Origin of the sequence: Vibrio coralliilyticus ATCC BAA-450, from assembly GCF_000176135.1 — a bacterium.
Taxonomy (GTDB): domain Bacteria; phylum Pseudomonadota; class Gammaproteobacteria; order Enterobacterales; family Vibrionaceae; genus Vibrio; species Vibrio coralliilyticus.
The window spans coordinates 200,118-212,755 of sequence record NZ_ACZN01000020.1; the positions used below are offsets into that span (position 1 = coordinate 200,118).

Consider the following 12,638-nt stretch of genomic DNA (forward strand, 5'->3'; position numbering starts at 1 on the left):
TTTTACTCACTTAGACTGTGAAATTTGGGTCGACATGTTCAACAATAAGTTTGCGCAAACTTTCTACTGTTTCCCATTCAGTGTTTGTTCCAGAGTTGTACTTGAATCCAAACGGCACTTTTTCAGCTTTGTGGTGCATTAGATATTCACGCTCTGAGTAAGTGAACGATACAGAAGGCAGAATTGCGTAGTATTCACCAAGATCGATAGTATTAAGAGAATCTGTATCTGTGATCATTTCTTCATGTAGTTTTTCCCCAGGTCGAATACCAACCATTTTGGTTTCACAATCGGGAGCAATAGCCTCGGCGATGTCTAAGATCTTATATGATGGGATTTTGGGTACAAAAATCTCACCACCAAGGTGGTTCTCCAAAGCATACATCACCATGTTTACGCCATCTTGCAAGGAGATATTGAAGCGAGTCATATCCTCATGAGTAATCGGAAGTACGCCCTCTTCTTTTCTTTTCATGAAAAATGGGATAACTGAACCTCTAGACCCCATTACGTTGCCGTATCGAACAACACTGAAACGAATATCTTTCGAACCTTTAATATTATTTGCTGCTGTGAATAGCTTGTCAGAAGCAAGTTTAGTGGCCCCATAAAGGTTAATGGGTGCACATGCTTTATCTGTCGAAAGCGCTACTACATCCTTTACCCCACATTGCAATGCCGCGTGAATGACATTCTCTGCACCATCAACATTTGTACGGATACACTCAGTAGGGTTGTATTCGGCAGTGTCAACCTGCTTAATTGCAGCCGCATGGATTATTACATCGACGCCTTCGCAAGCTTGCACCATTCGTTGCTGATCGCGAACATCACCAATAAAAAAACGCAATTGTGGGAAAGCTTTTTGAGGATACTGCTGCTTGATCTCAAACTGTTTGAGTTCGTCTCGGGAAAATATAATGATTTTTTTGACGTCTGAGTATCGCTCAAGGATTGTTTTAATAAATTTCTTACCAAAGGATCCCGTGCCACCGGTTATAAGAACCGTTTTATTGTTCAACATGATTAATTCCGTAAGTATAGTTCCACCATAAAGAATACCCTCAGAAGTTTTGTTCATGCTTGCCAAGCAACCTACATTAAGACCCCATCAGTGAGCTTCTATATGCGCTCGGCACTACGTAAACTGAGCATTAAACGTAGGGGTATTCGTTTTGAGTGGATGATACAATAAAATATTTAAGTAATCGAATTTTACCTTTACTCTAGTACTTAGAGATACTGCAAGAAGAGCAACAATACTGTAATATCTCCAAAAATAACTTGTAGGTTGAGGTTTATAAATGATCATCGTAACTGGCGGCGCTGGCATGATTGGCAGCAACATTGTCAAAGCACTAAATGACAAAGGCATCAACGACATTTTGGTAGTTGATAACCTTAAGAATGGTAAGAAGTTCCAAAATTTGGTTGATTTAGATATCACAGACTATATGGATCGTGATGATTTCCTCACTCAAGTAATGGCGGGCGATGACTTTGGGCCTATCGAGGCCATCTTCCATGAAGGTGCTTGTTCTGCAACTACTGAGTGGGATGGCAAGTACATGATGCTCAACAATTATGAGTATTCAAAAGAGCTGCTGCATTTCTGTTTGGAGCGTGAAATTCCTTTCCTTTATGCTTCTTCAGCTGCAACTTACGGTGAAACTGATACTTTCATTGAAGAGAAAGAGTATGAAGGCGCACTAAATGTATACGGTTACTCAAAACAACAGTTCGATAACTATGTACGCCGCATTTTGCAAGATGCTGAAGAGCATGGTGAGCAACTTTCTCAAATTACTGGTTTCCGTTACTTCAACGTTTATGGTCCTCGCGAACAGCACAAAGGTTCAATGGCATCAGTAGCCTTCCACCTAAACAACCAAATGAACTCAGGTGAAAATCCAAAGTTATTTGCAGGCAGCGAGACTTTCAAGCGTGACTTCGTTTACGTCGGCGATGTTGCGGCAGTAAACTTATCGTTTTTGGAAAGCGGCCAGTCAGGTATTTTTAACCTTGGAACAGGTAATGCGGAATCTTTCGAAGCAGTCGCTAAAGCCGTGATTAAGTTCCATGGTAAAGGTGAAGTAGAAACTATTCCATTCCCTGAACACCTTAAAGGCGCATACCAAGAGTTTACTCAAGCAGACCTAACAAAACTGCGTGCAGCAGGTTGTGATCACCAGTTCAAAACAGTCGAAGAAGGCGTTGCTGAATATATGCAGAAGATAAACAAGTAGCCTCTAATATTTTAAAGGCTACTATAGAAAGGTGGTTTCAATGCCACCTTTTTATTGTCTCTCCACTAGATAAAGGTAAGTTGTGACAAAACCGGCAATTCTTCATATTTGTCTTTCCCAAGGCTGGGGAGGGCTAGAAATGTATCCGATAAGAACTGGCAAAGAGTTTCTTGAACGTGGCTATAACGTTTATGGTCTATGTACCAGTGGAACACAAGTTGCTCAAGGAATGCGAAGCTCTGGTATTGAGACCTTTGAGATATCGAGTAAAGGGAAGTTAATAGCGTCTAAACTTTTACGACTGAACCACTGGCTAAAACAAAGAAACGTCAAAATTATTCATTGCCACAAATCTGGTGATATTCTGGTTTCAGCGCTACTGAGCTTATTAACTAGACGGAAAACTTTTTTCACGGAGCACATGGGGGTTACTCGCCCTAAAAAAGACCTCTACCATAAGTGGGCTTATTCACATATTGACCAGATTTTTTCAATCAGTAATGAAACCTATAAACGCAATCTAGAAGCACTCCCTGTACCTGAAAATAGAATCACCCGGCTCTGGTTAGGCACCGACATCCCAGAGCAACCAATTGATAACCAAAACCAAATTGCCACTATAAAGTTTGAAGTGGGGTTACCTAGAGATAGTATAATTATTGGTAATCTAGGTAGGGTCTGCTCTGGCAAAGGTCAAATGGAGCTTTTAGAGGCCTTCCATTTACTGAAAGACACATATCCCGAGCTTCATCTATTACTAGTCGGAGGGTTAGATGTTTCAGAAGGTTCGGACAACACTTTCGTTCACAAGCTAAAAGATAGCATTAATCACTTAAACTTAACCCAGCGCGTTCATCTAGCTGGATTTAGGACAGATACTAATCGCATGTTAGCTGCAATGGATATTGTATGCCTACCAAACCACAACGAAGCTTTTGGTTTAACTGCAATCGAAGCTATGGCTGCAAAGAAGCCAATAGTTGCAGCTAATACTGGAGCACTACCAGAAATACTATACTCAACGGCTTTGTTGGCTGATCCATTAGACCCTCAAAAAATAGCAGACAATATAGAATATTATCTGCTCGATAAAGAGTTGATGAAGAAAAATTCAGCTCGAGCTTACCAACGAGCACAATCAGAGTTTTCGATGAGTACACATATTCAGAAGCTAGCAAAGTACTATCATGAGTAATGAGTAACCTCCGTCAACAGATTAGCCTAACCTTGAGTCCATCCTATTCAAAGAGAATAGACCAACTACCAAGGTGAATAAATAAACTACATGCGTATGGTGAAAAGGCACATCAGATAATCCCGCAATGAACACAAGCATAACTAACACTTGGGTGATGACACGATCTCTTTCTCGAGCTTTATTAAGCCTTACTGGATAGAAAAACCAAACCATCATGATAAAAAAACCAACAGAACCGTATCTAGCAAGTGTATCTATGTACTGATTATGGAGGTGAAGTTGTCGATAAGCCTTTCTGTTTGGTACTTTTCGAATACCTTCTTCTAACATTATATCGCCTTCCCCAACCATAGGTTGCTCTTTCCAAACATCAACACCGAACGTCCATAAATCTAATCGTGCCCCAAAAGATGTCTCGTAGTTCCCTTTGCTGATAGAGTTAAACTCAGCGACTGTCCTGTCAACACGTTCATCTATCATTGGCTTAAATGACAGATAAATAGCACTTAAGCCAATCAATGTGAAAGTACCTAACTTAACGAGTGATAAATTATTAAAGCTCCTATAAATTACAAGCATCATTGCTATTGGGTATGCTACCCAAACACCACGAGAGTCTGTCAAAATTAATGCCCATAAAGACAATAAGAATCCAGTAATACATAAACCTTGAATAAATCTCGATTCATAGTGTTTAGTCAAAGCTAAAGAAGACAAAGAAACAAAAGAGCAGTAAAGTGCATAGGGTATTGGATTGGTTGCTATACCAACCCTAGCTATATTTAAATAGTAATGTTCAAATATAGCATTAAGCCCACATACAGATGCAGAAAGTATAATTGTATTATATACCCAAGAATTAGAAAACTTACTCCAAGGAACAACAGATAAGTAAACTAAACATGTCAATAAAGTCCTAGGCAATCCAAAATTGTCACCTCTCCAAACATGCATAATAGAAAAATATGAAAAAACCAGAATGCTAGCTAAAAAAAACTTTTTGTAACCATACTGGTTAAAATTAGTCTTAATACATTGCCTATATCTTATTATGCTATAAACAATAACAATAACAGTAACCCTAGAAACTAAAGACTTAGTATCTGTGAAGTTAAATATTGAGATTAAAACTAAAAAAACTGGAGAGAAAAGAAATGCCTTCTCCAATTGCTGAGCTAAATTCTTCATTGATACTTTCTGTTATAAATACGCAGGGCAATCTTTCTGTATAGAGAGTAAAGCTCTCGAGTAGGTTTTCGATACAACCTAGCTTTACTTTCTTCACCTAGTTGAATTGTTGTTGCGAATTCTTGAGGGTTTTCAACAACAGCAGGGGAAAGAATATAGGAAGGCATATCATGAAGATACAAGGAGCCAACATAGTTATCTACTGGCATACACCATCGTTCAGAGTTACTAACAAGCTTTTTTGCAGCATACGGTGAAATGGCATAACACCTAAGTCCACCATAGTTATTCGTCATAAAAGAGATGCTAAAGTTATCATCCTCTTCCTTCAGACACAAAACCCCTTTGTCTGTTTTAGACTCTAAACGCAAGAAACCGTATCTATCGATTTTTTCTTGAACCACTTTCAAGCTACTTGGAAATGAAGGTAAGATAGAAGCGTCATCTTCAAAAACTATAATAGGCTCATCAAGCTCAATCGATTTTTTCCATAGAAGGTAATGACTTCCGTATACACCGAGCTCTCCTTTCGAGGGCATTCGGCCGCTGGTAAGCCATAGCCGTTTAGCATAGTTATAATTTTCGAACAATTTGTGAGGAGGCTCTGCTCTGCCGTCAACTGCATCAAAAAACTCAAAATCAATATTAAGTTGGTCTAGCTGCTTCTTGATGTACTCTCTACGCTCAGGACTACGCTGTAAACTAATAACAAAAACTTTCACTAAACACTACCAAACCAAGAGAAATGGACGCCATTAGACCATATATGACAATTAAATTGAACCGAATTTCACCAACACTCACACAAACCTAACGTCACACCTCCATCCCACGACCCTCTTAATAATTGATGTTTACCCAACGAATCAAGAACACGAAAGCAACTGGTTTCACCCGAAGACTTGTCCAAGTGTTTAGCACAACTCAACCATAACTACGCTCAATAGCCATAAACCCAACTATATTAACTGTGTTTTCAAAACAGTAATAGACAACGTCATTACATGGTCATTGCTTTATATTTTAGTTAATGAGCTATACCATATAAAAATGAATGGATAGATATAGGTGAATACAATGCTCAGTTTTACTAACAGACTAAGAAACAAAATAAAAATATCGGGTCGACATCAATTCGCAATAGATCCATCGTCAAAAATACGACAATGTAAGATTGTTATTAAAGGAGAGAACAACAGCCTAAAAATAGGAAAAAATGCCAACTTGCGTCGTTGCATCATTGAAATAGATGGTAATAATTGTCATTTAACAATTGATGACAACACAATCATAGGCCATGACTGCTACCTTTCTGCTAGAGAAAATGGAATTAAGCTAACAATTGGCGAAGGAAGCATGCTATCCCGAAACGTGAAGATTATGACTAGCGATGGCCATAATATTACTAAAGATGGAAAGCGCATCAACAGTGCTCAGAGTATCGAAATTGGTCCTAAGGTTTGGCTTACAGATAATGTAACAGTTTTAAAAGGTGTTACTGTCGGTGAAGGATCAATCATTGGCATCAACTCTACCTTGACCAAATCAGTCCCATCGGGCGCCATTGCTGTTGGTAACCCTGCCAAAGTCGTACAGAATGGAGTATCATGGCAGCATGAACTGACTTATTAGATGAACCCTAGCTTCCTAAATGAAAATTCTCATTATCGGTCCCTCTTGGGTTGGCGACATGGTGATGTCGCAAAGCTTGTATACGACTCTCAAAGATAAATATCCAGACTGTGAACTGGATGTCCTTGCTCCTGCTTGGTGTAAACCTATCCTAGAACGCATGCCAGAAGTACATCAAGCCATAGAGATGCCGATTGGACATGGGGACTTCAATCTATTTGGTCGAAGAGCAATTGGGCATGAGTTACGTAAAAATCATTATAGCCATGCATTCATATTACCTAATTCTGCAAAGTCAGCCCTAATTCCATGGTTTGCTGGAATACCAGTACGAACTGGCTGGAAAGGTGAGTTCAGATATGGGCTACTTACAGATCTTCGTCCTGATAAGCGTGTATTTCAATATATGGTTGAAAGGTACGTCGCTCTCGCTTCAACTTCTAAAAAGATGTTGGAAGAGGTTAAGTTAGCCAATTGCCCAAAGCCCAGTTTAACCGTCGACACCACTTCACAACTCGCTGCTCGTCAGAGACTCAATCTAGATTTACAACTTCCAATTGTAGGCCTCTGCCCTGGCGCGGAGTTTGGCCCGGCTAAGCGTTGGCCAGACCGGCACTATTCTAAGCTTGCTAAACATCTTGTAGATAAAGGCCAGCAAGTTTGGTTGTTCGGCTCAGAAAAAGACAGAGCTGTCACCGAAAAAATCAAATCAGCTCTCACATCAGATCAACAACAATATTGCTTTAACTTAGCTGGCGAAACATCACTAATCGAAGCAGTAGACTTATTAGCAGCTTGCCATACCGTTGTATCGAACGATTCAGGCTTAATGCATGTTTCTGCTGCCGTAGGGTGCAATATAGTTGCGATTTATGGCTCTAGCTCACCAAAATATACGCCGCCTCTGACTGACAAGTTAGAAATGGTGCATACTGATATCGAGTGTCGGCCGTGTTTCAAACGCGAGTGTCCGCTTGGCCACCAAGACTGTCTCAATAAACTAATGCCTTCTCAAGTCATCAATGCTGTTGATAAATTTCTAGAGCAATAACTCATGAAACACCTATGGTTTGAGCGTGGTGCTTACGCTTCTAAAAAAGCACGCAAGTATATTCAAGATGATTTTCAGCCTCAAAAAATCAAGAAAATAGCAGTAATTAGACACGCAGCACTTGGGGATCAGGTTGTTGTTCGCCCATTTCTAGTTGAAGCCAGAAAGTTTTTTCCTAACGCTGAAATTACGTTAGTTCCAGTTTCCAACTATATGTATGGAATACCGAGTGACTTGGTTGATCATGTTCATGTGATGCCAGGAAAAGAGCCTGGAAAAACAACACCTGTCAAAGAAAAAGTTCGAAACATCAAACAACTAGGCGAGCAAGACATAATTTTCGATTTGGCGAGCACTAACCGTTCTCATTGGATGACAGCATTAAGTAAAGCCAAACTAAAAATAGGGTTTCCATACAAATGGTACTTCTGCGGTACTTTGTTTAATGTTGCAGTTCATCGTTCAGATTTTCAGCCAGAAGTGGAATGCATGTTAGATATGCTCAAGCTACTAGGCCACAACCCCGCTCACCCACTGGACTTTGCCTATCCTGATCATCGCAAACTGGTAGACACTGAAGCTCCCTATGTGCTCTATTTTAACGGCGCCTCGCAGCTGCGAAAAATATTATCTAAAGAGCAAATGTTTGCGGTATTAGAGAAGGCAGTCCAAGAGAACCCAAATCATACCCACGTGTATCTGGAAGGAAAAAATGATTTTGAGAAAGGGGATTTTTGCCAAAGCCTTTTAAAATATCCAAACTTCAAAATTCAACCATGCTTACCACTTGAAGAGCTAGTTGATCTAACGGCAAAAGCTGCACTAATGGTCGCTCCTGATACAGGTGTCCGGAACATTGCAATATCGACCCATACACCAACTGTAGGCATTTTCTATGCGACGGTGCCTTTTCGATATACGCCTTTGTATGAGCACCATGACATCGTGATGAATGCTGATGGCTCAATACCGACCACGGCGCAAATCACAGATGCAATTTCCCGTGCCCTATCGAATCAATAACTTCATTTCGGAATTTTATAAGCAGCAATGAAAAATCTATCAATTTTAGTTTCCAATAGACTAATTAGGCTCATCGGCAACATTTTTAAAATGTTGTCGTATCCTTTTCATGCCTTGTTTCCAAATAAGCGCTTTACGATCCCATCGCTCTCCAGCCCAAAGGTCAACTCTAACGAACAAACCAAGATACCTAAGATAATTTGGCAAACTAACTTTTCTGCACAAAGCACTCTGCCTGTTTATCTTAACTATTTGTTCAATCGCCTGATGTCCTTAGATTATGAATACCGCTATGTGAGTACAGAAGAACGAGCCGAGTTCATTAAAGCAAATGCTTCTGAGCGAGTGTATAACGCCTACATGCAATTGAATGATGGTGCTGCGCAAGCAGATTTGTGGCGACTCATCACAATTCACACTCACGGTGGCATCTACATGGATATTGATGCGACACTAGTGTGGCCACTTAAACGCATCTTACCTACCGATGAAAATGCGATGTATGTGAAGTTAAAAAAGAATCAGCACTATACCAATTTCTTTCTCGCTTCAGCTCCTAACAATCCAGATTACGAACTTGCGATCAATAAGATTGTCGAAAATATAGAAAGCCGAAGCATAGAACAAGGTGTTTATTTTCTTACGGGTCCAATGGTTATAACTGGTGTACTGGATAACAAGTCAGTCGTATACAAAGAAAGAAAATACGTTTGCATACAAGGCACATTTACTAATGAATATTTCCAATACCTAGATAAGCCTCGTAGCAAATGGACACATAAAAAACCGGAAGATCTCCTCAAGTGATACGACTTCTATATACACTTTTACTAGTCATTGCACTTCCTTTCCTTTTACCAAGCTTATATAAACATAAGCTTGGTAAACCTTCCGTAGGCTCTCGCTGGAAAGAACATTTCGGTTTCACACCTAGCCTGAACAACCCTGAGAAGAAACCTGTCATATGGATTCACGCTGTTTCAGTGGGAGAAGTTATTGCTGCATCACCGTTGATTAAGAAGATACATCAAGCCCAGCCAAATGCTAAAATCCTTGTCACTACCACAACTCCAACAGGCGCTAAGCAGGCAGATAATTTAAAGGAATATGCAGAACACAGATATATGCCTCTGGATTTTACTTTTGCGGTGAAAGCATTTTTAAAAGTCGTGAGACCGAAACAGTTAATCATTGTCGAAACTGAACTTTGGCCTAATACATTAATTACCGTATCCGAAAAGCACATTCCAATCACGGTAGTCAACGCACGTTTATCAGACAAGTCTTTCCGTGGCTACTCAAAAGTCAAACCGTTATTTGATCTACTTTCACCTTCTTTAAGTAAAGTTATATGTCAGCATAAAGATGATGCCAGAAGATTTGAAAATCTCGGGATACCTCAAAATAAAATCTTTGTCTCCGGCTCGATAAAATTCGATATATCCATTTCATCCGAGCAGTCAATCAAGGGAAATCAGCTCAGGAGTGAATTGGATAGCTCTCGCCCTATTTGGGTTGCAGCCAGCACTCATCAAGGAGAAGATGAAAAAATACTCGCTGCTCATTCACAGGTTTTAAAACAAGTACCTAATGCTCTCCTCATACTGGTTCCTAGGCATCCTGAGAGATTTAATGATGTCATGGTGAAATGCAGTGAACTCTTTACTACTGTCCGTCGGACAGGTAATTCAACCGTATCAGCCAGTACACAAGTCTACTTAGGTGACACCATGGGTGAAATGTTAACACTCATTGGCGCTAGCGATGTCTGCTTCATGGGCGGAAGCTTACTTGGAAATAAAGTGGGCGGACACAACCTCTTAGAGCCCGCGGCATTGGCAAAGCCAACTCTGACTGGGCCTAGTTATTTCAATTTTTCTGATATCACAAAGCAACTAGTTGCATCGAATAGTTGTCAGATCATCAACTCTGAATCTGAGCTCGCAGAAAAAATTATTGAGCTTTTTCACTCCACAGATCTTAGGGACGAACAAGGCCAGGCCGCATTAAGTGTGGTGGAGCGAAACCGAGGCGCGCTCAAAAACACTATCCAACACATTTTCGGAGAAGCAAGATGAGTTTGAAGAAGTTATCCAAGCTGTACCACTATGTGAGATGTATACCCAAAACTCTATTCTTTAATTTCTATTACCTACCATTTCACCAAGCGATAAAACTTCCAATTTTAGTCAATCATCGTACCAAGTTTGTTGCTCTAGGTGGCAGGATATCTATCCCTGAATCAGCGAAGCTAGGCAAGATCAAACTAGGATTTGGTCGAGTACAAATTGCTGACAACAAATACTCTCGTTTTATATGGAATATTGGCAAGAATGGACATATAAAGTTTGGCCATCACATTAAGGTAGGTACAGGCTCCAAACTCCATATCAATGGCACGTTAGCAATTGGCTCAGGCAGCAATTTCACTGGCGAAGCAACTATCATTTGTAATCATATGATCTCTTTTGGTGATAACTGTCTAATCTCTTGGCAAACTCTTTTTATGGATTCAGATCTACACAAAATTACAGATTTAGAAAATCAACAAACTAACCCAGATCAACCTATAACCATTGAAGATAAAGTATGGGTTGGCGCTAGATCCACTATCCTCAAAGGGACGCACGTTGCAACAAATTCCGTTGTCGCAAGTACCTCGACAGTAACTTCACAGTTTAACAGTAATAATGTTATCGGGGGAAACCCAGCCAAAGCTATTTCTTCACTTTCTGGGAAGTGCTTTCATCATTAAAGTCGCGTTAAAAACTTAGCTCTGCCCTTTATTAGGTAATGCTTTGGCGAATAAAATACGGTTCCAAACGCTCATACGTAGAAACCTGTAAAACCTATACAACTCTCGGTTCAGTTTATTGATTAGAGATACTTTACTTTTCTCACCTAGCTGAATTGTAGATTCGTATTCAGCTTTTGAAGACGCATAAGGCATAATCCCTAGGCAGGGAATCTTTGTTCTATAAGCTTCGCCTATATAGTTATCTACTGCACAAATCCATTTTTCACTTCGTTTCAGTAACTTGGCAGCACCTCTAGGTGAAATACTGTAGCATCGTGTAGAGCCACTTTGGTTATCACACCAATGAACTATGTTTTCATTAACATCTATAACTTGAGGAACTTCGCTAGTATCACTTATCCCTAATCTAAAATATTCGAACCCTTTGCTGTGTAGCTTTTCAACACGATTACATATTGAAACAAAACAATCTTCGAGGACCACGTCGTCTTCCATGATCAAAAAAGGTTCATTTTGCTGAACGCACTTTTCCCATAATAGATAATTGCTAGCATATATACCGCGCTCTCCATATGATAAAGGCCTGCTTCTAAATTTCTTCCGATGTTCATCATCAACTTTGTCAGCTAGATAACTAGGCATCTGACTGCCATCGATAGCTTCAAAAAACTCATAATTGGCAACCCCAAGCTTCTTTAGCTGAGCTTCCATAGAAATTCGACGATCTACTGACCTTGGTAGGTTAATAACAAATATTTTCATATATACACTGACGCGGTTTAAAGGTATAAATTTGCGAATATCTCTATACGAGATTACTGTTTTAGATGCTGAAAATCATCTAGTTTCCAATGAATCCCACCCTTACCTACTTCCTTTTCAAACGACCTTTTCAATCTATCCAAGTTGCTCAGTTTCCAGCCATTTCCTGATTGCTGATAGCATTTATCAAAGTCGATTATCCACACTTTGTCTTGCTCATCTATCAGGATATTGTGAATGTTAAGGTCGGTATGATTAACCTGTGCATCATGCATCTTGCGGATTTCTTGACCAATCTTCTGATACATTTCGGCAGGAAGTGGTTTTTCCATCAGGATAGAAACCAAGTCCCGTGCATTGGGGATTTTTTCGCTCAATAGATCCGCTTTGTAGGTTACACCACTTTTTACCGTGCGGGCAGCGATTGGTCTAGGTACATTGACGCCAGCTTCAATCAAAGTGTTTAGCAACTGAAATTCCTGATAGCTGCGAGTTTTTTCCCAACTTGAAAAGAGATAGCTATCTTCCACTAGTTTTCCAAACAAGCCACCGCGACGATAATGCCTGAGTGCCGCTTCAATAGTTTCCGTTTGCACAAACCAAGTGGTTCCACGCCCTTGGGCACTGCCGATGACTTTACCGGCATTTTGCCAAAATCCGGCGTCAAACACCCGTTTAGGGTCTTCCTTTAGCAAGGTTTCGTCATACCAGATGGTTTGGTTATCCAATTGCACGGTTTTCATGCGGAGGCTATCTCTGATTAAATTTCAGTGGCCATTT

Annotated in this window: 13 protein-coding genes; 8 read left to right on the forward strand and 5 right to left on the reverse strand. The window is 40.1% G+C overall.

Annotated elements, in window-relative coordinates; translation table 11 throughout:
* Nucleotides 1–10 precede the first annotated feature (10 nt).
* On the reverse strand, nucleotides 11–1,024 hold the full coding sequence (gene pseB / locus VIC_RS25815; protein WP_038514007.1) for a UDP-N-acetylglucosamine 4,6-dehydratase (inverting): 1,014 nt from the start codon (nucleotides 1,022–1,024) through the stop codon (nucleotides 11–13).
* A gap of 280 nt (nucleotides 1,025–1,304) precedes the next feature.
* Between pseB and rfaD the strand changes: the two genes are divergently transcribed.
* Complete coding sequence (rfaD, locus tag VIC_RS25820) at nucleotides 1,305–2,246, forward strand: ADP-glyceromanno-heptose 6-epimerase (protein WP_006963384.1); 942 nt, start codon at nucleotides 1,305–1,307, stop codon at nucleotides 2,244–2,246.
* Nucleotides 2,247–2,328: 82 nt separating this feature from the next.
* Nucleotides 2,329–3,441, forward strand: coding sequence for a glycosyltransferase (locus VIC_RS25825; protein ID WP_050778657.1), 1,113 nt, complete (start codon nucleotides 2,329–2,331; stop codon nucleotides 3,439–3,441).
* 21 nt (nucleotides 3,442–3,462) lie between these two features.
* Here VIC_RS25825 and VIC_RS25830 read toward each other — a convergent pair whose 3' ends face one another.
* Both VIC_RS25830 and VIC_RS25835 read right to left on the reverse strand, forming a co-directional pair.
* Nucleotides 3,463–4,632 (reverse strand): O-antigen ligase family protein, encoded by a 1,170-nt coding sequence (locus tag VIC_RS25830; protein ID WP_006963386.1) that lies wholly within the window; start codon nucleotides 4,630–4,632, stop codon nucleotides 3,463–3,465.
* Complete coding sequence (locus VIC_RS25835) at nucleotides 4,629–5,354, reverse strand: glycosyltransferase family 25 protein (protein ID WP_006963387.1); 726 nt, start codon at nucleotides 5,352–5,354, stop codon at nucleotides 4,629–4,631. The genes VIC_RS25830 and VIC_RS25835 overlap by 4 nt, the downstream gene beginning before the upstream one ends.
* Before the next feature lie 355 nt (nucleotides 5,355–5,709).
* Between VIC_RS25835 and VIC_RS25840 the strand changes: the two genes are divergently transcribed.
* From VIC_RS25840 to VIC_RS25865, 6 genes are read left to right on the forward strand one after another with little or no spacing between them, the layout of a single operon-like run.
* On the forward strand, nucleotides 5,710–6,264 hold the full coding sequence (locus VIC_RS25840) for an acyltransferase (RefSeq protein WP_039952747.1): 555 nt from the start codon (nucleotides 5,710–5,712) through the stop codon (nucleotides 6,262–6,264).
* A 19-nt stretch (nucleotides 6,265–6,283) separates the two neighbouring features.
* On the forward strand, nucleotides 6,284–7,315 hold the full coding sequence (gene waaF / locus VIC_RS25845) for a lipopolysaccharide heptosyltransferase II (RefSeq protein ID WP_006963389.1): 1,032 nt from the start codon (nucleotides 6,284–6,286) through the stop codon (nucleotides 7,313–7,315).
* A gap of 3 nt (nucleotides 7,316–7,318) precedes the next feature.
* Entirely contained in the window at nucleotides 7,319–8,338 is a 1,020-nt protein-coding gene (locus tag VIC_RS25850) for a glycosyltransferase family 9 protein (protein ID WP_006963390.1), read from the forward strand.
* A 27-nt stretch (nucleotides 8,339–8,365) separates the two neighbouring features.
* Nucleotides 8,366–9,145, forward strand: coding sequence for a glycosyltransferase family 32 protein (locus VIC_RS25855; RefSeq protein ID WP_006963391.1), 780 nt, complete (start codon nucleotides 8,366–8,368; stop codon nucleotides 9,143–9,145).
* Nucleotides 9,142–10,416: a lipid IV(A) 3-deoxy-D-manno-octulosonic acid transferase gene (waaA, locus tag VIC_RS25860; RefSeq protein WP_006963392.1), complete on the forward strand. Its 1,275-nt coding sequence runs from the start codon at nucleotides 9,142–9,144 to the stop codon at nucleotides 10,414–10,416. Before VIC_RS25855 ends, waaA begins: the two co-directional genes overlap by 4 nt.
* Nucleotides 10,413–11,093: an acyltransferase gene (locus tag VIC_RS25865; RefSeq protein WP_006963393.1), complete on the forward strand. Its 681-nt coding sequence runs from the start codon at nucleotides 10,413–10,415 to the stop codon at nucleotides 11,091–11,093. The genes waaA and VIC_RS25865 overlap by 4 nt, the downstream gene beginning before the upstream one ends.
* Before the next feature lie 15 nt (nucleotides 11,094–11,108).
* Here VIC_RS25865 and VIC_RS25870 read toward each other — a convergent pair whose 3' ends face one another.
* Nucleotides 11,109–11,858 carry a glycosyltransferase family 25 protein gene (locus tag VIC_RS25870; protein ID WP_006963394.1) on the reverse strand — a complete coding sequence of 250 codons (750 nt, stop codon included), beginning with the start codon at nucleotides 11,856–11,858 and terminating at the stop codon, nucleotides 11,109–11,111.
* Between the two features lie 53 nt (nucleotides 11,859–11,911).
* Nucleotides 11,912–12,601 (reverse strand): 3-deoxy-D-manno-octulosonic acid kinase, encoded by a 690-nt coding sequence (locus VIC_RS25875; protein ID WP_006963395.1) that lies wholly within the window; start codon nucleotides 12,599–12,601, stop codon nucleotides 11,912–11,914.
* Nucleotides 12,602–12,638 lie beyond the last annotated feature (37 nt).

Excerpts from the sequence above, each read along its gene's own strand:
- rfaD (WP_006963384.1), top strand. The coding sequence starts at position 1,305 with ATGATCATCGTAACTGGCGGCGCTGGCATGATTGGCAGCAACATTGTC.
- VIC_RS25875 (WP_006963395.1), bottom strand. The coding sequence starts at position 12,601 with ATGAAAACCGTGCAATTGGATAACCAAACCATCTGGTATGACGAAACC.
- waaF (WP_006963389.1), top strand. The coding sequence starts at position 6,284 with ATGAAAATTCTCATTATCGGTCCCTCTTGGGTTGGCGACATGGTGATG.
- VIC_RS25865 (WP_006963393.1), top strand. The coding sequence starts at position 10,413 with ATGAGTTTGAAGAAGTTATCCAAGCTGTACCACTATGTGAGATGTATA.
- VIC_RS25850 (WP_006963390.1), top strand. The coding sequence starts at position 7,319 with ATGAAACACCTATGGTTTGAGCGTGGTGCTTACGCTTCTAAAAAAGCA.
- VIC_RS25840 (WP_039952747.1), top strand. The coding sequence starts at position 5,710 with ATGCTCAGTTTTACTAACAGACTAAGAAACAAAATAAAAATATCGGGT.
- VIC_RS25830 (WP_006963386.1), bottom strand. The coding sequence starts at position 4,632 with ATGAAGAATTTAGCTCAGCAATTGGAGAAGGCATTTCTTTTCTCTCCA.
- pseB (WP_038514007.1), bottom strand. The coding sequence starts at position 1,024 with ATGTTGAACAATAAAACGGTTCTTATAACCGGTGGCACGGGATCCTTT.
- VIC_RS25855 (WP_006963391.1), top strand. The coding sequence starts at position 8,366 with ATGAAAAATCTATCAATTTTAGTTTCCAATAGACTAATTAGGCTCATC.
- VIC_RS25870 (WP_006963394.1), bottom strand. The coding sequence starts at position 11,858 with ATGAAAATATTTGTTATTAACCTACCAAGGTCAGTAGATCGTCGAATT.